The sequence below is a fragment of the Arthrobacter sp. zg-Y750 genome (genome assembly GCF_020907365.1).
In the GTDB taxonomy this organism is placed as follows: Bacteria; Actinomycetota; Actinomycetes; order Actinomycetales; family Micrococcaceae; genus Arthrobacter_B.
In genome coordinates this window covers 401,392-421,051 of the sequence record NZ_JAJJOC010000013.1, presented here as the reverse complement: position 1 = coordinate 421,051, position 19,660 = coordinate 401,392, and the positions used below count along the sequence as shown (strand labels likewise).

General features: G+C 69.0%; 22 protein-coding genes. 1 reads left to right on the top strand and 21 read right to left on the bottom strand.

Annotation, left to right across the window (positions count from 1 at the left end; genetic code table 11):
• Positions 1–32 precede the first annotated feature (32 nt).
• The 8 genes from LOC57_RS09885 to LOC57_RS09850 form a co-directional block, all read right to left on the bottom strand.
• Positions 33–656, bottom strand: coding sequence for a DUF3000 domain-containing protein (locus tag LOC57_RS09885; protein WP_227911125.1), 624 nt, complete (start codon positions 654–656; stop codon positions 33–35).
• A 122-nt stretch (positions 657–778) separates the two neighbouring features.
• Positions 779–1,861 (bottom strand): threonine aldolase family protein, encoded by a 1,083-nt coding sequence (locus LOC57_RS09880; RefSeq protein WP_227910983.1) that lies wholly within the window; start codon positions 1,859–1,861, stop codon positions 779–781.
• A 35-nt stretch (positions 1,862–1,896) separates the two neighbouring features.
• On the bottom strand, positions 1,897–2,679 hold the full coding sequence (locus LOC57_RS09875) for an SDR family NAD(P)-dependent oxidoreductase (protein ID WP_229959437.1): 783 nt from the start codon (positions 2,677–2,679) through the stop codon (positions 1,897–1,899).
• Complete coding sequence (locus tag LOC57_RS09870; protein WP_227910985.1) at positions 2,676–4,082, bottom strand: DUF6421 family protein; 1,407 nt, start codon at positions 4,080–4,082, stop codon at positions 2,676–2,678. Before LOC57_RS09870 ends, LOC57_RS09875 begins: the two co-directional genes overlap by 4 nt.
• A gap of 195 nt (positions 4,083–4,277) precedes the next feature.
• Entirely contained in the window at positions 4,278–4,655 is a 378-nt protein-coding gene (locus tag LOC57_RS09865) for a hypothetical protein (RefSeq protein WP_229959435.1), read from the bottom strand.
• Positions 4,656–4,785: 130 nt separating this feature from the next.
• Complete coding sequence (locus LOC57_RS09860; RefSeq protein WP_227926502.1) at positions 4,786–6,417, bottom strand: peptide chain release factor 3; 1,632 nt, start codon at positions 6,415–6,417, stop codon at positions 4,786–4,788.
• Positions 6,418–6,502: 85 nt separating this feature from the next.
• On the bottom strand, positions 6,503–7,762 hold the full coding sequence (locus tag LOC57_RS09855; RefSeq protein WP_229959433.1) for an MFS transporter: 1,260 nt from the start codon (positions 7,760–7,762) through the stop codon (positions 6,503–6,505).
• A complete protein-coding gene (locus LOC57_RS09850) occupies positions 7,759–8,388 on the bottom strand; it encodes a winged helix-turn-helix domain-containing protein (RefSeq protein WP_229959431.1) in 630 nt (209 codons plus the stop codon). Before LOC57_RS09850 ends, LOC57_RS09855 begins: the two co-directional genes overlap by 4 nt.
• Before the next feature lie 205 nt (positions 8,389–8,593).
• Here LOC57_RS09850 and LOC57_RS09845 point away from each other — a divergent pair, with 205 nt between their 5' ends.
• Positions 8,594–9,760, top strand: a complete 1,167-nt coding sequence (locus tag LOC57_RS09845) for an acetyl-CoA C-acetyltransferase (RefSeq protein ID WP_227910988.1) — start codon at positions 8,594–8,596, stop codon at positions 9,758–9,760.
• Between the two features lie 58 nt (positions 9,761–9,818).
• On the opposite strand, the gene LOC57_RS09840 is transcribed toward LOC57_RS09845, so the two are convergent.
• The 13 genes from LOC57_RS09840 to LOC57_RS09780 form a co-directional block, all read right to left on the bottom strand.
• A complete protein-coding gene (locus tag LOC57_RS09840; protein ID WP_227910989.1) occupies positions 9,819–10,100 on the bottom strand; it encodes a hypothetical protein in 282 nt (93 codons plus the stop codon).
• A 10-nt stretch (positions 10,101–10,110) separates the two neighbouring features.
• Entirely contained in the window at positions 10,111–10,494 is a 384-nt protein-coding gene (locus LOC57_RS09835; RefSeq protein ID WP_227910991.1) for a ribosomal maturation YjgA family protein, read from the bottom strand.
• A 263-nt stretch (positions 10,495–10,757) separates the two neighbouring features.
• Positions 10,758–11,357: a V-type ATP synthase subunit D gene (locus LOC57_RS09830; protein ID WP_227910992.1), complete on the bottom strand. Its 600-nt coding sequence runs from the start codon at positions 11,355–11,357 to the stop codon at positions 10,758–10,760.
• A 30-nt stretch (positions 11,358–11,387) separates the two neighbouring features.
• Entirely contained in the window at positions 11,388–12,800 is a 1,413-nt protein-coding gene (locus LOC57_RS09825) for a V-type ATP synthase subunit B (RefSeq protein ID WP_227926495.1), read from the bottom strand.
• Positions 12,793–14,652: a V-type ATP synthase subunit A gene (locus LOC57_RS09820; RefSeq protein ID WP_227910995.1), complete on the bottom strand. Its 1,860-nt coding sequence runs from the start codon at positions 14,650–14,652 to the stop codon at positions 12,793–12,795. Before LOC57_RS09820 ends, LOC57_RS09825 begins: the two co-directional genes overlap by 8 nt.
• A 107-nt stretch (positions 14,653–14,759) precedes the next feature.
• Entirely contained in the window at positions 14,760–15,287 is a 528-nt protein-coding gene (locus LOC57_RS09815; protein WP_229959428.1) for a hypothetical protein, read from the bottom strand.
• Positions 15,284–15,517 carry a hypothetical protein gene (locus tag LOC57_RS09810; RefSeq protein WP_227911002.1) on the bottom strand — a complete coding sequence of 78 codons (234 nt, stop codon included), beginning with the start codon at positions 15,515–15,517 and terminating at the stop codon, positions 15,284–15,286. The genes LOC57_RS09815 and LOC57_RS09810 overlap by 4 nt, the downstream gene beginning before the upstream one ends.
• A complete protein-coding gene (locus tag LOC57_RS09805) occupies positions 15,514–15,969 on the bottom strand; it encodes an ATP synthase subunit C (RefSeq protein ID WP_229959426.1) in 456 nt (151 codons plus the stop codon). The genes LOC57_RS09810 and LOC57_RS09805 overlap by 4 nt, the downstream gene beginning before the upstream one ends.
• Positions 15,966–17,255: a V-type ATPase 116kDa subunit family protein gene (locus LOC57_RS09800; RefSeq protein ID WP_229959424.1), complete on the bottom strand. Its 1,290-nt coding sequence runs from the start codon at positions 17,253–17,255 to the stop codon at positions 15,966–15,968. Before LOC57_RS09800 ends, LOC57_RS09805 begins: the two co-directional genes overlap by 4 nt.
• Positions 17,242–18,183 carry a V-type ATPase subunit gene (locus tag LOC57_RS09795; protein WP_229959422.1) on the bottom strand — a complete coding sequence of 314 codons (942 nt, stop codon included), beginning with the start codon at positions 18,181–18,183 and terminating at the stop codon, positions 17,242–17,244. Before LOC57_RS09795 ends, LOC57_RS09800 begins: the two co-directional genes overlap by 14 nt.
• Positions 18,183–18,626: a hypothetical protein gene (locus LOC57_RS09790; protein WP_227926489.1), complete on the bottom strand. Its 444-nt coding sequence runs from the start codon at positions 18,624–18,626 to the stop codon at positions 18,183–18,185. The genes LOC57_RS09795 and LOC57_RS09790 overlap by 1 nt, the downstream gene beginning before the upstream one ends.
• A gap of 44 nt (positions 18,627–18,670) precedes the next feature.
• Positions 18,671–18,991: a ferritin family protein gene (locus LOC57_RS09785; RefSeq protein ID WP_227911014.1), complete on the bottom strand. Its 321-nt coding sequence runs from the start codon at positions 18,989–18,991 to the stop codon at positions 18,671–18,673.
• A 111-nt stretch (positions 18,992–19,102) separates the two neighbouring features.
• Entirely contained in the window at positions 19,103–19,651 is a 549-nt protein-coding gene (locus LOC57_RS09780) for a flavin reductase family protein (protein ID WP_227911016.1), read from the bottom strand.
• Positions 19,652–19,660: the final 9 nt, after the last annotated feature.

The window sequence follows — 19,660 nt, the reverse complement described above, 5'->3', positions numbered from 1 at the left end:
GGCGGCCGCGGACAGCAGCGGCGGGCCAGCAGCTAGCTGCGGCGCCGGCCGGGGAGCGGAGTGACGCCGTCGGGCAGCGGCGGCAGTCCCGCGAAGGTGCACACCATGTCGGACCAGGCCTCCAGGTGCGACTGCACGTCGGCGTCGGCCGGGGTCCAGGAGGCCCGGAGTTCAATGTCGATCGAGTCGTCGCGGCCTTCCAGCGTCCCGTAGCTCTCCGACAGCACGCGGGTGGCTGTTCCGCCGGCCATGGAATAGCGGGCGCCGTGCTGCTCCAGCGCCTCGACCAGCCAGGTCCAGGCCACTGAGCCCAGGAGCTGGTCATTGCCCATGTCCGGTTCCAGCTCGGCCCGGATGTACGTGACGATACGGAAAGTGCCGTTCCAGACCGGTGAACCGGCCGGATCGTGCAGCAGGATGAACCGGCCCGTGGCCAGTTCCAGCTGCTCGGGTATCTGGAGGGCGGCGGGGCCGTGCAGGCTGGTGGGTCCGGCGGGGCCGGGGGCCAGCACTTCGGCGCCGAGGGAAACAGCGTACGGGGCCAGGCGGGTGGGTGCCGGGATCTCCTCGAGCTTCAGCTCCGCCCGGCACGCGGCCCGGCGCATGGCGCCGAGGGCCGTCAGGAAATCCGGGGGCACCTGGGACAGGTCACCTATTGCACTCACCTCCGCAGACTATGGCCTGCGGAACACTGCGGCCGGGGCAGGCTCGCCGGTGTGGCCGTTTCGTTACCTCCCGTCCAGCCGCGCGGGGCGGCCGGACGGCAGGTAACCGGGGGTCAGTGCGCGGCCAGCGGCGCCGGGTCGGCGGCGACTTCGCGGGCGATTGCTTCGGCAAACGCATCGATATCGGCTTCGGATGTGTCGAAGGTGCACATCCAGCGCACCTCGCCGGTGGACTGGTCCCAGTCGTAGAAGCGGAAGTCACCGCGCAGGCGGTCGGCGACGCCGGCCGGCAGCTTTGCGAACACCGCGTTGGACTGCGTGGGCTGGGTGATTTCCACGCCGTCGATCTTCTCCACGGCGGCGCGCAGCCGCTGTGCCATCGCGTTGGCGTGCGAGGCGGAGCGGAGCCACAGGTCCGTGCCGTACAGGGTCACGAACTGTGCGGAAATGAACCGCATCTTGGAGGCCAGCTGCATGTTCATTTTGCGCAGGTAATCCAGCCCGGGGGAGGCCTCGGGGTCGAAGGTGATGATGCATTCGCCGTACATCATGCCGTTTTTGGTGCCGCCCAGGGACAGGATGTCCACTCCGGCGTCGGCGGTCATTTCCTTGAACGAGACACCCAGGCTGGCGGCGGCGTTGCCCAGCCGGGCGCCGTCCATGTGCAGCTTCATGCCGCGGGCGTGGATGTGGTCGGCGATGGCGGCGATTTCCTCCACCGTGTACAGGGTGCCGAGCTCGGTGGACTGGGTGATGGACACGGCCAGCGGCTGGGCGCGGTGCTCATCGCCCCAGCCCCACGCTTCACGGTCAATCAGGTCGGGGGTGAGCTTGCCGTCCCCGGTGGGGATACCCAGCAGCTTCATGCCGCCGATCCGCTCGGGGGCACCGTTTTCGTCCACGTTGATGTGCGCCGTCGTCGGGCAGATCACCGCGCCCCAGCGCGGCAGCAGGGACTGCAGGGCGGTGACGTTGGCGCCGGTGCCGTTGAAGACGGGGAAGGCGCGGATGCGGCTGCCGAACTGGTCCGTAAGGACCTCACGTAGCCGTGCGGTGTAAACGTCTTCACCGTAGGCCACCTGGTGGCCCTGGTTGGCGGCGGTCAGTGCGGCCAGGATTTCCGGATGGACACCGGAGTAGTTGTCGGAGGCGAAGGCCCGGATGGTGGTGTCGTGCAGGGGGAGAATGTCAGTCACGGTTCCTAGTATCTCTTACGTTGCAGTTGTGCAGATCACTTTCCGGAAGGACCGTTGGCCAGCAGGATCCGCTGTCCGTTGATTTCGGCGGCGTCCTGCTCGAAGAGCCGGACGGCGGCGGCGGCCAGGTCCCGGACATCGGTGTATCCGGGGAATTTCCGTTCCGGTGCCGCCGCGCGCTGCTCATCATCCACCAGTGCCTTGACCACGAATACGACGGCGGCCGAGTGCTGGGGAGCCGGATGCTCCTTGTTTCCGGCCTGGGCCTGCGTGAAGCCCTGCGCAATGGCCCGCACCCAGGCTTCGGCAGCGGCCTTGGCGGCGGCATAGCCGGCCCCGGCAGCGGTGGGGGAGTCCACTGCGGTGGAGGACACAATGGCCAGCCGGCCGTCCGGGGAGGCTTCCAGCTGGTCGTAGAAGCTCCGGCTGACGTTGCGCAGGGTGCGCAGGATGTTGGTTTCCAGGAAGTCCCAGTCCTGCTCTGCCTGCGTGCCGATGCCGGTGCCGGCGCGCCAGCCGCCCACCAGGTGGATCAGTCCGTCGATCCCGCCGTAGGTTTCCTGCATGTCGCTGGCCAGGGCGGCGACCTCCTCGGCGTCGTCGAGGTTGCAGGTGCGCAGATCGGCGTCGTAGAGGCGGAAGAGGGTGTTTTCCAGCCGGGCGGCGTCTCGCCCCACGGCCACCACCTTGGCCCCGGCGGCGTCCAGGGCCTCGCATGCCGCGGTGCCCGACGCGCTCCCGGCACCGGCCACCAGGACCGTCCGGCCTTTCAGGGCGTTGGAGTCTTCTGCTGGCGCGGTGCCGGGTTCAGTGTTCATCCGGGGAGGTCTCCTGAGGTGCCGGTGATCCCGGCGGTGGATTCGATCACCGGGGCCATCTTCTTGGACAGGGCTTCATAGAACATGGACAGCGGGAACTCGTCGTCGAGCACCTGGTCGGTCAGCCCGCGCGGCGGGCCGTCCAGCGGCAGCGCCTGCGGACCCTGCGCCCAGACCGACGCCGGGTTCGGCGTCAGCGTTCCTGCCACCAGATCGTACGCCGCGAGCCAGTGCGCCGTCTTGGGCCGGTCGATGGATCGCCAGTACAGTTCCTCGATTTGGGCACCGAGCCGGACGACGACGTCGGCGGTTTCCTCCCAGTCGATGCTCAGCTTGCCGTCGGTCCAGTGCAGCACGTGGTTCTGGTGCATCCAGGCGAATAGCAGCTGGCCGCCCAATCCGTCATAGTTGCGCACCCTGCTGCCGGTGATGGCGAAGCGGAAGATGCGGTCAAAGATGACGGCGTACTGGACCAGCCGGGCATGCCGGCGGGTTTCCTCCGGGGCGTCCTCGTTGCGCTGGATTTTCACTGCTTCGCGGAAGGCGGTGAGGTCGCAGCGCAATTCCTCCAGGGAATAGAGGAAGTAGGGCATGCGCTGCTTGATCATGAACGGATCAAAGGGCAGGTCCCCGCGCATGTGGGTGCGGTCGTGGATGAGGTCCCACATGATGAAGGTTTCCTCGGTGAGCTTCTGGTCCTGCAGGAGTTCTGCGGCCTCGGCGGGCAGCTGCAGCGAGGTGATGTCTGCTGCGGCGGCGAGCACCCTGCGGAAGCGGGCGGCCTCCCGGTCCGCGAAGATGGCGCCCCAAGTGAAGGCCGGGGTTTCCCGCACGGCCACGGTTTCCGGGAAAAGCACCGCGGAGTTGGTGTCATAGCCGGGGGTGAAGTCCAGGAAGCGGATCGGGACGAACAGGCCGTTGGAGTATTCACCCGCCTCGAGTTCGGCGACGAACTCAGGCCAGATGACCTCGATCAGCACGGCCTCCACCAGGCGGTTGGAGCTGCCGTTCTGCGTGTACATGGGGAACACGACCAGGTGGGACAGGCCGTCGGTGCGGTGCTGCTGCGGGGCGAAGGCCATCAGCGAATCGAGGAAGTCGGGTTCCGTGTCCAGGCCGGCGGCAACCCAGCGCTCGAAGTCGGCCACCGCAAGGCGCAGGTACTCGGCGTCGTGCGCGAAGGCCGGGGCCAGCGCGTCGACGGCGGCGGTGATGGTGCCGATGAGTTCTGCCGCGGCGGCGTGGTGTTCCGGCTCGATGGAGCCGTTCTTGTTCTGCAGCGGCTGCAGGTCCGTGGCGGCCTGCTTCAGTGCATGCCAGGCATCCGTGTCGGCCGGGTTGGAGCCTGCCGGTACGGCGGCGATGTCCGGGCGGGACAGGGAAGAGAAAACGGGGGATGACATAGCTGGGACCTTCCGGGAAGGAGCCGTCCCGTTGAGACCGGGTGGCAGCTGGACTAGATAGCGGCCAGCATACTCACAAATTCCTAACGCTTACCTGAACCAGGAGCACTGATTAGCAACACTTATGCATGACCGGACGTGTCCGGGGTCACACCCGTAGTTTTGCTTCTGTTCAGCTTCCCGGGAAGTTGGCCGCTATCTGTCCTCAGTAGGCATCGCGGAGATGGCGTTTTCCATTCGTTCGGGCGTCCAGTATTCCAGCGCCGCTTCGCCGGGTTGTGCCGCATGGGCTGAGGAGAGCCCGCAGGGGTCGGGGCCGGCGGGGATGGCCGGTTCGGCCGTGTCGTCGGCGGGTACGGGTCCTACGGGCGTGGCTGGTTCGGCCGGCACTGCGCCTGTGCTGCTCGGGCACCCGGCCTGCCGGGCAGGTTGGACCGCCGAGGTGCCCGACGGTGCGGAATTGCCGGCTTCCTCCGATAGTGCCGGCGCGGGGTCGGAAGAGCCTCCGCAACCCATCAGCACAAGCGGGGCGGCCAGAAGAACCGCGCCTGCTGCCCTCGCTTTTCGTGTCATGTGGGCAGGCTAGCCTAGTTGGCTGCGACCGGGGCGCGTGCGTCGCAGCTTTCGTACAGTTGATGCTGCCTGGGCCTTGTCCGGCCAGCCTGTGCTGTACAGGAGGCACGGGTGCGGAGGCGCGTGGCTCCTAGTAGCCGCGGCTGCTGTTCGGCGATTCGGTGCCGATGACGGTCAGCGAAACTTCGGGGTGGTTCTTCTCCACCCGGCGCAGCGCCCACACATCGTTGAACACGGCGACGTACGCGCCGTCGGTACGCACAAGGACCTCGGCGCCGTGGACGTTGGAGAGGATCTCCGCGGCATCGGCCGTGGTGAGCCGGGCCAGCGAGTAGGAGAGCTGTTCGTAGCGCATGGGGGCGTTGAAGTCCTGCGTCATGCGGTCTTCGACCACCTCGAACTGCATGGGGCCGACGGCGGCCAGTACGGGAGCCTGGTCACCGCGGCGGTCCGAACGCAGCACCTGGATGATGCCCTCGTGTTCGAGCTGGTCGATGCCGCGGCGGAACTGCTTGTACCGGCTCGGGTCCTGGGAGCGGGCCACGCGGAAGTGCTCGGGGGAGAAGAACGGGATGGGCGGGTACTCCACCGGCTCTTCGACGTAGAGGCTGTCGCCCACCCGTAGCGCGGAGGCGTTGACCAGCCCGACGACGTCGCCCGGGTAGGCCTGGTCGATCACTTCGCGTTCGCGGCCGAACAGGTGCTGGGCGTACTTGGTGGCGAAGGTCTTGCCGGTATTGGAGTGCGTCACCACCATGCCGCGTTCAAAAACGCCGGAGCACACGCGGATGAAGGCCACGTGGTCGCGGTGGGCGCGGTTCATGCCGGCCTGGACCTTGAAGACGAAGCCGGAGAAGGGCGCTTCGACGGGGCGCAGGCCGCCGTCCTTGTCTTCGCGGGCCGAGGCTGAGGGGGCCAGGTCCACCAGGGTGTCCAGGATCTGCTTGACGCCGAAGTTCAGCGCGGCGGAGGAGAAGAGGATGGGGGTGGCCTTGGCGTCCAGGAACGCGTCGCGGTCGAACTCGCGGCCGTCGATGACCAGTTCGGCCTCGTCCAGGGAGTCGGTCCAGACATCGCCTTCGCGCTCCAGGGCCTGTGCCGGGGTGAAGTGCTCTTCCTTGGCCAGGGAGGCGCCGGAGTTCTGCCGTTCAAAGTGGACGTATTCGTCCTTCTGCAGGTCCCAGACGCCGCGGAAATCGCCGGCAATGCCCACGGCCCAGGTCAGCGGCATGGGAGCCAGGCCGGTGCGTTCGGTGATCTCGTCCATCAGTGCCAGCGGGTCCAGGCCGGGGCGGTCCCACTTGTTGATCACGGTGATGATGGGCAGGTTCCGGGCACGGCAGACTTCGAACAGTTTCATGGTCTGGGTTTCCAGGCCCTTGGCCGCATCCACGAGCATCACGGCGCAGTCCACGGCGGCGAGCACGCGGTAAGTGTCCTCGGAGAAGTCGGCGTGGCCGGGGGTGTCCAGCAGGTTGATCACGGTGTCCCGGTAGGCGAACTGCAGGGCCGTGGAGCTGATGGAGATGCCGCGGTCCTTTTCCATCTGCATCCAGTCGGAAACCGTCTCGCGGCGGTTTTCCTTACCGTTGGTGGCACCGGCCGTACCAATAACGCGGGCGTGCAGGGCCAGCGCTTCGGTGAGCGTGGACTTGCCGGCGTCGGGGTGGGAAATCACCGCAAAGGTGCGCCGGCGGGCGGACTCCTTGACGATCTCCTTGGTGGCGGTGGCGCTGACGGTGGTGGAAACCTGTTGTGACACTCCGCTGCTTTCAGACTCTGTTGGGTGGAACTGCTGGGGGACTTGTGTCCGCGCCCGGCAGTCAGCTGCTCAGAACACAGCTTTCTCATTCTACCCGCCCCGGTCCGGCCGCTCTGACCGGTGTACCGGTCCGGCGCGGCAGCAGGGGAACTGCGGCCAGCAGGCAGGCGGCGCCCATGGCAGCAACCAGAACCTGGTACGGCAGGACACCGATCAGGACGGCAGCAAGCAGCGACGCGGCAACCTGGGGGAGGTTGGTCATGACCTGGGTGACCGCGGCGGTTCGCCCCTGCATGTCCAGCGGTGTCGCTTCCTGTCGCAGCGTCACGAAGGCGATGACCAGCAAGGAGACACCTGCGCCCACCGCAGCAGCCCCGGCAAGGATCAGCGGCAGGACGGTAAGTGCGGTGGCCAGCACACCGCCCGCGAGCAGGAGGACACCGGAAACCATGCACCGGCGCAATCCGAGACGCCGGATCACTCCGCTTGCCGCGAGTCCGCCCAGAATAGCCGTGCCCCCCTGCACGCCCAGCAGCACGCTCAGGAATTCCGGCGGCCGGCCCAACCCCTGTTCCACGGTGGCGAAAACCGTCACGTTGAGGATTCCGGTTGCGCCCAGGGCAATTCCCAGGGACAGCAGTGCCCGGCGAAGCAGCGGGTGCCCGCGCAGGAAGGAGATGCCCGCCGTCGTGCTTTTCCAAAACGTCTCATCCTCTGCCCTGACATGGACTGTTTCGGCCAGCGTTAGGGTTGCCAGGACCAGTGCGGCCACGATGAAGCACCCGCTGGCCAGCAGGACAACGGTATCCATTCCCCACAATGCGAGCATCCCTGCCCCCACCAGCGGGGAAACAATGCGCAGTCCTTGGTCAATGCTGCTGAGCACGCCGTTTGCAGGGGCCAGGAGGCGGATCTCCAGCAGGTCGCGGAGCAGCCCGGATTGGGCGGCAGCGGTGATGTAGGAGCAAATGGCGTAGAGAAAAATCACCCCATAGACCAGCCAAACGCTGCCCGCACCGCGGACCGCCAAAAGCGTCAGAACCACGCCGCCGGCAGCAAGGTTGGTGAGGATGAGCAGCGGCCTGCGCCGGTTTCGGTCTGCCAGTCGCCCGGTGAAGGGTGCCAACAACGCGGGGAGTCCGAGTGCGGCGAACACCAGGCCGGCGGCGGCGTCGCTGCCGGTGAGTTGCTTGACCCAGATAGCCGCCGTCAGGAACAGGACTGAGTCGCCGAAGTTGGAGAAGACCCAGGCCAGGGCCAGCCGGCGGAAGCCCGGGACCCGCAGCACGTCCCGGTTGGTGCCGACAGCCGTTGGGGCAGTGTTCCTTCCTGCCCCGGTGCTCATTCCTGCCCCGGATCGATGTTCAGCACGGAGAACAGCCGCACCGGGACAGCACCCTCGGGGCGTTGCCCGGGATCCTCCCAGCGGCCTTCGAAGCGGCGGGTCAGGTTCCACACTTCTTCGCGCAGCTGCCGGATTTCCTCATGCGTGGCGTAGGTCCGGGCCTCGTACACCGTTGAAACGTCCAGATCCTCCGGCGGCAGCCCGGGGGAGCGGTGCAGCCAGTCCTGGATCCGTACGGCCTGCCGTTCCACCTCCAGGGCAGCCATGGCGGAAACGGCATGTGCCGACCCGGGCTGGGCCGGATCAATGACGTGGGACCGGTGCCGGGAAACCGGCCGCCACGGCTTTTCGCGGCCCGGCTGCTCGACCTGTTCGATGTAACCGTGCCGGGCAAGCATGCGCAGGTGATAGGAGCAGCTGGCCACGGATTCTCCGATGACTGTGGCGCACTGTGTGGCAGTGGCGCTGCCGGCGTCGTCTAGGTAGGCCAGTAGCTCCAGCCGGACCGGATGCGCCAGTGCGCGGATGTGTACCGGGTCCGAGACCACCTGTTCGCCCGGCGCGCCGGGTGTTGCCGGGGCTGTGCTGCTTTCCTTGCCCGTGACGGGCTCGCGGTCTTGGTCCATGCGGTGAGCCTAGATGCTAAAGAAACCTTTAGCAAGGGTTCTTTAGATAGGAATCCGGATCCGTACCCTTGGCGGTGACGGCGGTGACGGCGGGACCGCGGATTCGTACCGCTGGTACGGGACGCGCGGCGTCGAAGTCCTCTAATGTGGTGCACGGCACGTACGTGCTCTCACCCGCCTTACAACGACGAAAGGCCCTCCAATCATGGCTGAAGCGTTCATCATCGATGCCGTCCGCACGCCCGTCGGCAAGCGCAACGGGGGACTGAGCAAGATCCACCCGGCCGATCTTGCCGCCCACGTGCTTGCCGAGACGGTCCGCCGCAGCGGCATCGATTCCGAGGAATATGACGAGGTCATCCTGGGCGCCATCGACCAGGTCGGTCCGCAGGCCATGGATATTGCCCGCACTTCCTGGCTGGCGGCCGGGCTGTCGGAGCGAGTTCCGGGCACCACCGTGGAGCGCCAGTGCGGCTCCGGCCAGCAGGCGGTGTCCTACGCGGCGCAGGCTGTGATGAGCGGCACCAGCGACCTGGTGATTGCCGGCGGCGTGCAGAGCATGTCCTCCGTGCCGCTGTCCTTCGCCAATACCGCCGCGAAGGAACTGGGTTTTCCGAATCCGTTTGCCGGATCCGTGGGCTGGGAGAAGCGCTACGGCAACCAGCAGGTCTCCCAGTTCATCGGCGCAGAGATGATGGTGAAGCAGTGGGGGCTGAGCCGGGAGGAGATGGAGGACTTCGCCGTCGAATCCCATGTGCGTGCCATTGCGGCACAGGCCGAGGGCCGCTTTGACCGGGAGATCCTGCCGATGAACGGCGTTACCGCGGACGAAGGTCCCCGTGACCCGAACCGGGCCAAGATTGCCACCCTGGCACCGCTGGCCGAAGGCGGCTCCCTGACCGCAGCTACCTCGTCCCAGATTTCTGACGCCGCCGCCGTCCTGCTGCTGGCCTCCGAGGATGCGGTCCGCCGCTACGGGCTCAAGCCCCGCGCCCGCATCCACTCCATCTCCGCCCGCGGCGATGATCCCATCATGATGCTCAGCGCCCCCATCGAGGCCACCCGGCACGCGCTCAAGCGCACCGGGATGAGTATCGAGGACATCGATCTGTTCGAGATTAACGAAGCGTTCGCTTCCGTGGTGCTCGCCTGGCAGCGGGAGCTCGGGGTGGACATGGCCAAGGTCAACGTCAACGGCGGCGGCATTGCCCTGGGCCATCCGATCGGAGCCACCGGTGCCCGGATCATGACCACCCTGCTGCACGAGCTGGAGCGCACCGGCGGCCGCTACGGGCTGCAGACCATGTGCGAAGGCGGCGGGCAGGCGAACGTCACCATCATCGAGCGGCTGGACGAGGGCTTCCGGCTGTAGGCGGGCTGCGCAGGCGCGGCCCGGTTGGCCGGTGCCGCCGGTTAGACGGCCCCGCCGCTCAGGCGGGGCCGTCCACGGGGTACCCCGAGGCGTAGGCGACCCACTGTCCGGTCCCTGTCTCCGGGCACTGCTCGAGCATGGCTCGTTCAGTGACCTGGTAGTCCGCCGGTGCCTGCCGATACATCACCTTCACCAGGTCGATGTCCCGGTCCACGCGTCCGTCCTTCCACAGCACGTCATAGCGGAAGGCCCGGACCGGCCGGCGCCGCCACCGTGAAGGACGCATATACGCGGTGGCGCGGAAGGCTAAGGGAATGGGGTCGCGGTCATTGGCTGGCACGGCACCATGCTTACACAGGTGGTCCGCCGGCCGGGCGCCGCCCGCCGGTCCGCCGTCCAAACCGCAGATCCAGCAGGAACACTGCCGCTGCTCCGGCAACATACGCCGGCAGGTCCCAGACGTTGAACGTAGTGCCCAGCACCAGGCGCAGCGGCGGCCACTGCGCACCCCACTGGGCAGGGTACGGGGTGAGCTGGAACAGCTCGATCAGCATGCAAACCACGACGGCGGCGCCCGCCAGCCGCCAACGCCGCGCCCCGGGCAGGAGAAAGGCCAGCAGCAGGTACATCAGCGCTGCATACAGGATGCCGCCGGACGCGTCGCCCAGCAGTCCCGGCAACCCGGTGCGGGCAAACAGGCCCAGCGCCAGGACAACGACGGCGGCGCAGGCCACGGCGGCGCGGCGGCGGGAAGTCCGCGGCGGGATGTTCGGGTGCGGGGTGCCCGGGTCTGGGGGAACGGCGCGGGAGGTTCGGGATACCCGGGGGCCGGTGGATGAAGTGTCGATGCCGTCACAGTACCCAAAGATTTCCGTCCAAAGAGGAGCCCGTCCAGGAGCACGCCCTCATCGAAAAGGCAAAAATTACCGGTTATCCGGCGAAAAACGGTAATTTTTGCTTTCTCGATCGAGGCAACGGCTATTTGTGCCTTTTCGGCTCACATGAGTCCGGCGGCCCAGCGCAGCCGCAGGCTTTCCTCCAGTTCCTGCTCCGCGATCCGCCGTTCAATGGCGGTCAGCTGTTCCTCCAGCCGCGGAATCCACCGGTTCTCCACGGCGCGCTGCCGGGTGCGCGTGGCGGCCAGTTCCTCCGAGACCAGCAGCAGCGCCCGCTGGCTCGCGGCCGCGGCTACGGCAGCTTCCAACGCAGTCCGGTGTGCCGCCGCAGCGTAGGCCAATGCGGAGCTGCCCCCGGCCGGCGGCGCCGCAGGAACCGTGCAGGACGCATCTTCGGGATAGGAAATACCCATCGCCCCGCCCCAGCGGACCGTGGCCAGCGCGGTGTCCGACGGCGCTGCCTCCGCCAGACGGTCAGCCCCGTCCAGCGCCGTGGTCCGCCGCAGCCACACGGCAGCTTCCCGGGCCAGTTCCTCCCAGGCCAGCCGCGCGGCGTCGGCCCTTTCTGCCAGCCCGTCGATGGAACGCTGCAGGATGCGCTGCTTGCGGTCCAGCAGTTCCGCACCGCGCCGGGCGGTGGCCAGCCGGCGCTGAACTTCGGCACGCTCTGCCCGGCTTCCCCCGGACCGGAACCCGCTCACGGCTGCGCCCCGCTCACGGCTGCGCCCCGCTCACAACCGGGCCCCGTCCACGGCCCCGGGCAGGTACCGGTCCAGGAACTCGCCGGAAAGCATGGTCAGTTCCCGCCGGGGCAGCAGGGACAGTGCCTGCCAGGCCAGATCCAGGGTCTGCTCCAAGGTGCGCAACTCGTCGCGGCCCTGGTGGAGCAGTTCCTTTTCCACCACGGAGCGGAACTCTATGTAGGCCTTGTCGGTCTCACTCAGTGCGGCCGCTCCCACCAGTTCAGCGAGCTCGGACGCGGACCGGGCCCGGGCCATCGCGGACAGGACCTGCGCGGCCACGTCGAGGTGGTCCTCCCGGGTCCGGCCTTTACCCGCACCGCTGCGCATGAGCCGGGACAGTGAGGAGAGCACATCCACGGGCGGGTAGATCCCGCGGGCGTCGATGTCGCCGTCGAGCACTATCTGCCCCTCGGTGATGTAGCCGGTAAGGTCCGGCACCGGGTGGGTGATGTCTCCGGCGGGCATGGTCAGCACCGGAACAATGGTGACCGAGCCTTCCCGTCCCCGCACCCGGCCGCAGCGTTCGTACAGGGTGGCCAGGTCGCTGTAGAGGTAGCCCGGGTACCCGCGCCGGGCCGGGATTTCCCGCCGGGCAGCGGAGACCTCGCGGACCGCCTCCGCATAGCTGGTCATGTCCGACATCACCACCAGCACGTCGGCGCCGTCGTCGTAGGCCAGCGACTCGGCAAGGGTCAGTGCAATCCGGGGCGTGAGGATGCGTTCAATCACCGGATCGTCGGCGGCGTTGAGCAGCAGCACCAGTTCTCCGGCGGACGAACGTTCCTCCAGTCGGTCCCGGATGTAGGCGATGTCTGCGTGCGTCATGCCCATCGCGGCGAACACCACCCGGAAGGCACGGCCGGAGGAGGTGGTGGCCTGCGCGGCGATCTGCGTGGCCAGCGTCAGGTGCGGCAGCCCCGGGATGGAGAAGATAGGCAGCTTCTGCCCGCGGACCAGGGTGGTGAGGGCATCCACCACGGAGACCCCGGTGATCACCGGATCCTGCGGCGGTTCCCGGTAGACGGGGTTCAGCGGCCAGCCGCCGACAGGAGAGGAATGCTCAGCGGTCACTGGAGGGCCGCCGTCGAGCGGTTCCCCGCGGCCGTTGCAGACCCGGCCCAGCCAGTCCGTGCCCACCGGCACCGCGAGGGGCCGGCCCTGGAAGCGGACTTCCACCCCGCCCAGGGACATGCCCTCGGTGCCCTCCAAGACCTGCAGAGTGGTCTCGTCGCCGTCGATCTCCAGGACCAGGGCATGGCGCTCGGCCCCGCCGTCCACTGAAACGTTGGCGAACTCGTCCCAGCCCACGCCCTGGGTGTCCCCAAGGACCAGCAAGGGGCCGCGTAGCTCGCGCACGTCGCTGTGGCCCAGCCGAGCCGCGTGGCTGCTCTCGTTAGCCATGGGCGTCTCCCGCCGTTGGTTGGGGTTCCGGGGCCGGTTCCGGCGCCGGGGACGGTGCGGAGGCGGGCACGGCGTCCGCGGGGGAGGCCGGGGCCTGCTCCAGGTCCGCCGCCAACTGCCGGACAAACGCCCGGCCCCGCTGCTGCACGCCTTCGGCGTCCGTGGGACCGGTGTCCTCCCGCAGCCGCAGCACCGGGGTGAAGTCATAACGGTCGACGTCGGCCGGCGGCACTCCGCGTCCCACCAGCGTCTGGCAGGTGTCCACCACGTCCAGGACTGTTTGCAGCAAGGCGGCCCCCTTGGCTTCGGAGCTGTAGCCGTCATTGGGGCTCAGTGCGTTCTGCAGCAGCACTCCGTCGCGCAGCAGGCGCCCGCCCAGCAGCACCATCTGCTCGTGTCCGGGCAGGGAACCGGCCCCGATGATTTCTGCCAGCGCGGTCAGCCGGTCCGCTTCGGCCAGGAGCAGGGAAGCCTGCGCCCGCCGCTGCGCCCACTGCGGGTCCCCGTGGGCGGAGTACCAGCGGCCCAGCGACTCGGCGTCGCGGGAGAAGGAGCCGCGCCAGCTGACCGCGGGATAGTGCCGGGAGTAGGCCAGGTCCCGGTCCAGCAGCCACAGGGACCGGACAAAACGCTGGGTGCCGGTGGTGACCGGTTCGCTCATGTCCCCGCCGGGAGGGGAGACCGCGCCGATCACGGTGACCGACGCCGTCGCCCCGCCCAGGGTGCGTACCCGGGCGGCCCGCTCGTAGAAGGCGGCGAGCTCACTGGCCAGGGACGCGGGGTAGCCTTCCTCGGCGGGCAGGTCCCCGTTGCGGTTGGCGAACTCGCGCAGGGCTTCGGCCCAGCGGGAGGTGGAGTCGGCAATCACCACCGCGTCGTAGCCCATGTCGCGGAAGAACTCGGCCACGGTCACGCCGGTGGCAATGGAAGCTTCCCGGGCCATCATGGGCATATTGGAGGTGTTGGCAATGATGACGGTCCGGTCAATGAGTTTGCCGCCGGTCCGCGGGTCATCGAGCCCGGAGAGCCCGTCCAGCACGTCGGCCATCTCGTTGCCGCGCTCGCCGCAGCCCACATAGACAATCACATCTGCGTCGGACCACTTGGCAATCTGCTGCAGGGTCAGGGTCTTGCCCGTGCCGAACCCGCCGGGCACCGCGGCTGCTGATCCGCGGGGCAGGGGGAAGAGCAGGTCAAGGACCCGTTGGCCGGTCTGCAGCGGCACCACGTCGGTGATGCGCTCGCCGAAGGGACGCGGGGTGTGCACCGGCCACCGCTGGGCCAGCGGCACCTCCACCGTGCCGATCCGGGCCACGGCTTCCAGCGGGCGGACCTTCCCCTCGGCCAGCCAAGTCACTTCCCCGGACACGGCAGGGGGTGCCAGCACCCGGAATTCCACCGTTCCGGCCTCGGGCACGGTGCCCAGCACCTGCCCGCCGGTCACGGTCTCGCCCACGGCCACCGACGGCGCGAACTCCCACTGTGTGTCCAGCACCGCCGGATCCTCGGCCGAGCCCTGCCGCTGCTGGGTCAGCCAGAGCGGGGCCGAGGAAAGCGGGCGCAGCAGCCCGTCAAAGACCGTGCCCAGCAGGCCCGGCCCCAGCAGCCCGGCGAGCTGGTGGCCGGTGCGCACCGCGGGGTCGCCGGCTTTCAGCCCGCCGGTGTATTCGTAGGCTTGCAAGGTGGCTTCGTCACCGTTGATGGATACGGCCTGCGCGGCAATGCCGTCCGGGCCGATATTGACCACCTCGAGCATGGACAGGCCGGGGAGTCCGCTGATTTCCACCAGCGGTCCGCTGACCCGGGTGATCCGGCCGCTGTCCGCCGGACGGGAAGCGCCGGCGGCCGGCACCGGAGCGGCCGGCCCGGGTGTTGCGGGCCCGGGTGTTGCCGGCCCGGGTGTTGCGGGCCCGGGTGTTGCCGCCTCCGTTGTTAACGCTTCCGATGCAGCCGGCTTCCTTACCCGTCGTCCCATAACCTGCGCACCTCCCCGGCGTGGTCATCCATGGCCTGCAGGGCCAGAGTGGGCAGCGACAGGTCCACCCGCCTGGAACCGGCACTGCCGGTCACGCCGCCCTTGTAGCTCTCCGTCACAGAGGCCATGGGTCCCAGCAGCCGGTCCGCCTCGGCGGTGAGCCTGCGGAGGATTTGCGGATAGCGCGGGTCCCGGCGGAGTTCACGGGCCTGCTCCAGCACCTGTGCCTGCAGGAGGGAGCGCAGGTGTTCCTGCTCGGCCAGCACGGTCCGGCGTGCCTGCCGCCGGGCCCGGGCGGAGGACGCTGCCGCCTCGGCGCGTGCGGCCTCGGCCCCGTCCCGCCGTGCCGCGGCCAGGATGCCGTCAGCTTCCGCCTGTGCCCGGGACATGGTGTCCGTTGCCTGCTGCCGCGCCGCCGCGATTGTCCGGGCTGCGGCAGTATCCGCGTCCTGCGCCAGCGCCTGCCGCACTGGTGCCAGGGCGGCGTCTGCCCCCTGCGGCAGCCGGCTCATGAGGGCAGCACCATGGTCAGCGGGGACAGGGGATTCTCCCGTTCGACGACGAGGTGCCCGGCGGCGTCGGGGGTCAGCAGCACCACCGCCACGGAGTCAGGCAGCCGGAACCAAGCCGCACGTACGTCTGCCGCACCGGCGGCGGGATAGAGCAGCGCCCCGGCCAGGCGGTAACCCTGCAGCAGGGCGGCACTACCCAGTGCGGCCACCGTGCCCTCGCGGCGGCTCATGCCTGCCCGATGAGGATGATCGAAATGATCAGCCCGTAGATGGCGATGCCTTCGGCAAGGCCCACCACCACCATGGCCCGGCCGAAAATTTCCGGCCGCTCACTCATGGCCGCCAGCGCCGCGGACCCGGTGTAGGCCACCGCAATGGCCGCGCCGATGGAGGATCCGGCCACCGCAATGGCCGCTCCCAGCAGGGCGGCGCCGCTGCTGTCGCTGCCGTCCGTGGCCGCCGCGACGGCGGTGGCGGCAGCTCCGCCGTCGCCCGCTGTGGCCGGGACGGCGTTCAGGGCGGCGACGAGCAGTGCCAAGGCTCCGCCCATCAGCACGGCGTTGAAGCCGAGCAGGGCGCGGACGCCGGCCCGGCGGCGGCGGCGCATGAGTACGACGGCGCCAATGGTAATCACTACGGTCAGGACAAGGACCAGCGGAAGGCCGGCAAACCAGGGATTCACGGCAGGTGCCTTTCAGCAGGGGCGAGGGACGGGCTCCAGGGCCGGAAGCGGCGGCCTTCTTCGGAGAAAACACGCGAGAACAGTTCGTAGTACTCCAGCCGCAGTGCCTGGATTCCGGCCACCAGGCCCTCCAGGGCGAACGTGAGCACGTTGCCGAGTACGAACATCAGAATGGCCGGGATGATCCGCCAACCCGGTTCCCAGATAGCGGTGGTGGCCTGCCACACGACCATCATCAGCGCGGCGTGGGTGAGGCCGAAGGCCGCCAGCCGGGTGAAGGAGACCAGGTTCGACGCCAGCTGGACCACGGTATCCACCAGCTCCACCGTGGCCTGCAGCCCGCCCGTGGCCCCGCCGCCCGATTCGGCGAACAGTCCGATGAAGATAAAAACCAGGGCGACCAGGGCCGCGACGCCGGCAAACACCAGGATCACCCCGCTGCCGGCCAGCAGCCCCCAGGCCACCAGCCCGATCGCGGCGAACAGCAGTGCGCCGGCCAACCCTGAGCGGGCGTACAGGGCATAACCCCAGCCGCCTTCCCGCACCCGGTTGATGGTGCCCAAGGCGTAGGAGCCGGCCAGCAGCACCGCACCCAGGACCAGTGCGGCGACGATCAGCGGAATAGGTTCCTCCAGGGGTTCCAGCCAGAGCACCGGAAGCACGCCGGTGGGGCCGAAGAACTCCCCGTACAGGACCCCGAAGAACACCGCCATCACGCCGGCGCCGGTGATGAACAGCCAGGTGCGCCGGTAGCGCTCCAGCCAGGGCACGTTCAGGAACCGGATCAGCAGCCCGGCAATCACCAGCAGCAGGCCCTGCCCGGCGTCGCCGAACATCATCCCGAACATCACCACGTACGCCACCCCGGCGATGCGGGCCGGATCCAGATCGGCGTACGGGACGGTGGTGTAGGTGTCCACCAGCAGGCGCTGCAACGGCGGGACTTTGCGCGGCGTGCCGGTGCCGGTGAGCTGGGTGGGCGGCTGCACACCGCGCGGGTGGCGCAGCGGGATGGCGGCGGCGCCGTGCGGTTCCAATGCAGTGCGCAGTTCCGGCAGCTGCCGGGTGGGGGACCAGCCCACCAGGGCGGCCACCGGTCCGTGCACAACGGCGGCCTCCGCGGCCCGGTCCAGTTCCTCCGGACCGTCGCCGGGTTCGTAGGGGAGGTCCAGTTCGACGGCGCCGCTGGCCGCCACCTCGGTGAGCGCGGCACGCTGGGACTCCAGCGGCCAGACCAAGGCAATGCGCTCCATCCGCAGGGGGCTGAGGGTTTCACGCCACGGCATCAAGCACCTCGCTTCCGCCGGTTCCGGCAGCTGCGGCGGCCAGGGCGGCCCGGACCCGCCAGGCATCGGCTGCCAGTACGGCCATGGCGCCCAGCACCACGTCGGGTCCGGGCAGGCCGGCCCGGAGCAGGCCGAATCCGTCGGTTTCCACCTGCGCGGCCAGCTGCACTTCGGCCCGCCAGAGGCCCTGCGGGTCCTGTGTGGCGCTTAGGGCCCGTCCGGCGGCCGGGCTCAGGGACACCGCGAGTTCGGGCAGCGAGGCGGCATCAGTCCATCCGGTGCCCAGCAAGGGCCGCAGCAGGGAGACCAGCCGGTCCGGGGGGCGGGTCCGGTCCACCAGGAGCAGCCGGGCGGCCAGCAGGACAGCGGCGGACACTGCCCACGGCCGGGCACCTGCGGCGGCGCCGGCCAGCCGGCGCAGCCACACGGCGGTGAGGATGTCCGGGAGCTGGGCTGCCGTCCCGGGGTCGCCCCAGGGGCTGGCGGCCAGCATGGCGTGCAGTGTTTCGGGCGATTCAGCGGTGCGCAGCCGGGGCCAGGCCGTAGCCAGACCGCCCAGATCGTAGAGCGGAGCAGGCGCCATGTCCGTTCCCGCGGGCAAAGTGCCGGTGTGCAGGGCAGCAGCCAGGGCGATGATGTTGTCCGCTTCGAAGCGGGCGGCGGCGGCCCGGATCAGCGGGGTTCCGCCGGCGGGAAGCCAGCCGGCCAGGACGCGCAGCTGCCACAGGACGGTGCGTCGGGTGGCGTGCTGGGCATCGCCCAGGGAGCGGGCTGCGGTGAGGTCGGGGCCGTACACAGAGTCGGCCAGGGCCTCGGCGGCGGTGGGAAGACTGGCCATCGCGGCAACTTCCCGGCAGGTACCGGCACCGACCCGGCGCTGGGCCATGGACCGTGCCCGGACGGAGGCCGCCACCCAGTCCGCGCGCATTAGCTGCTGTCCGTTCCGCGCCCGAGCAAATCCGAGACGAGGTCGGCCACAATCGCGCCGGCCAGTTCGGGTATCCGGGATTCACCCCGGCGGCGCAGCTCGGCTGCCTGTTCGCGGGCCCGGCCGAGCATGTCTTCGTCTGCCCGGGCAGCGTCGGCGGATACCCGGGCGGCGGCGTCGGCCCGCACCGCTGCACTGTCCATATGCGCCTGCTCCACCAGGGTCGCGGCTTGGAGGCGGGCGGCAGCCACGGTGGATCCGGCGTCGGCTTCGGCCTTGGCCGTCAACTGCTGCCCGGCCGCAATGGCGGAGTCCAGGGCCTCGAAGACGGGAATCAGTTCAGCGGCCGGTCCCTGGTCATCGACGGCCGGAACTCCGGCGGGCCCGGCCGGACCGGGTGCACCTACGGGGCGGAAACGGTCCAGCAGGCTGTTGCGTGCCATGCGGCACCTCCCTGAGCGGAGGATGGGTGGACTGCTCGGGCGGGCTAGTCTCCGGTGGCCTCGGCCTCGGAGTCCTCTCCGTGCCGGACTATGTCGCCCTCGGTGAAGAGGATCCCTTGGGCTATCTCACGCCACAGGGGAGTGCGGCGGAGCAGGAACTCCAGTTCCATGCTGAAGTGCTTGAACTCTTCGCCGAGGGAATCAAGCATGATGGCCCGGGACTGGGCGTCGGGTTCAACGGCCATCCGCTGCACGTACCAGCCAATGGCTTCGGCTTCTTCACTTAGGCTGGCGCACATGCGGGTAAAGGTGCGGGTTTCCGCCGGAAGTTCAGACGGCGGCTCATGGTACTGATCTGTGCCCATTTGCATCTCCTCAGGACCGGTGGTTCCGCACCCTCTGAGCGGTGAGCGGAACGTTTCCCCCGTCCATCGAGGTTACGTTTGGGTCCGGCCGGAAACAATGGTCGGGCGGGTTCAGCGGCCCAACCGGGCGTAGGCGCCTGCAAAGTGGACAAGCGGGTCCGCCTCGTCGTCGGCGGACGCGCGCCGGCCCATGGATACCACTTCGCCCACGATGAGCAGGTGGGTGGCCGCCGTCGTCACCTGCGTGGTGCGTACCTCGAACCAGGCAACGGAGCCCTCAATCACGGCGGCGCCGGTTTCCGGTCCGCGGCCGTAGTCAACCTGGTTGAGCAGCCCCTCCAGGGGCGAGCCGGGGCTGGCGAGCCAGTTGGCGGTGCCGCGCAGCCGTGCCGGCAGCAGGCTCAGGGCCCAGCTGCCGGCGTCGACCACTGCCTCTGCGATGCGGGCCTCGGCGTAGAGACTCACCAGCAGGGTGGGCGGGTCGTAGGAGACGGAGAGGAAACCGCTGACGGTGGCGGCGTAGTCACGCCCGCGCAGCCGGGTGGAGACCACGCCGACGCCGGAGGCAATGTCCGCGCTCAGCTCCCGGTACCGGTTCGTTGCCTCGTCCGGGATGTCCGGCCCCTTTACGGGGTCGGCCGGGAAAACTCCGTACTCCAACGCCGGTCC

Bases quoted from the DNA above. Each gene is read 5' to 3' on its own strand.
- LOC57_RS09845 (WP_227910988.1), top strand. From the start codon at position 8,594: ATGGCTGAAGCGTTCATCATCGATGCCGTCCGCACGCCCGTCGGCAAG.
- LOC57_RS09785 (WP_227911014.1), bottom strand. From the start codon at position 18,991: ATGGGCACAGATCAGTACCATGAGCCGCCGTCTGAACTTCCGGCGGAA.
- LOC57_RS09870 (WP_227910985.1), bottom strand. From the start codon at position 4,082: ATGTCATCCCCCGTTTTCTCTTCCCTGTCCCGCCCGGACATCGCCGCC.
- LOC57_RS09800 (WP_229959424.1), bottom strand. From the start codon at position 17,255: ATGCCGTGGCGTGAAACCCTCAGCCCCCTGCGGATGGAGCGCATTGCC.
- LOC57_RS09865 (WP_229959435.1), bottom strand. From the start codon at position 4,655: ATGACACGAAAAGCGAGGGCAGCAGGCGCGGTTCTTCTGGCCGCCCCG.
- LOC57_RS09810 (WP_227911002.1), bottom strand. From the start codon at position 15,517: ATGAGCCGCCGCGAGGGCACGGTGGCCGCACTGGGTAGTGCCGCCCTG.
- LOC57_RS09850 (WP_229959431.1), bottom strand. From the start codon at position 8,388: ATGGACCAAGACCGCGAGCCCGTCACGGGCAAGGAAAGCAGCACAGCC.
- LOC57_RS09790 (WP_227926489.1), bottom strand. From the start codon at position 18,626: ATGGCACGCAACAGCCTGCTGGACCGTTTCCGCCCCGTAGGTGCACCC.
- LOC57_RS09815 (WP_229959428.1), bottom strand. From the start codon at position 15,287: ATGAGCCGGCTGCCGCAGGGGGCAGACGCCGCCCTGGCACCAGTGCGG.
- LOC57_RS09825 (WP_227926495.1), bottom strand. From the start codon at position 12,800: ATGGCTAACGAGAGCAGCCACGCGGCTCGGCTGGGCCACAGCGACGTG.
- LOC57_RS09875 (WP_229959437.1), bottom strand. From the start codon at position 2,679: ATGAACACTGAACCCGGCACCGCGCCAGCAGAAGACTCCAACGCCCTG.
- LOC57_RS09795 (WP_229959422.1), bottom strand. From the start codon at position 18,183: ATGCGCGCGGACTGGGTGGCGGCCTCCGTCCGGGCACGGTCCATGGCC.
- LOC57_RS09855 (WP_229959433.1), bottom strand. From the start codon at position 7,762: ATGAGCACCGGGGCAGGAAGGAACACTGCCCCAACGGCTGTCGGCACC.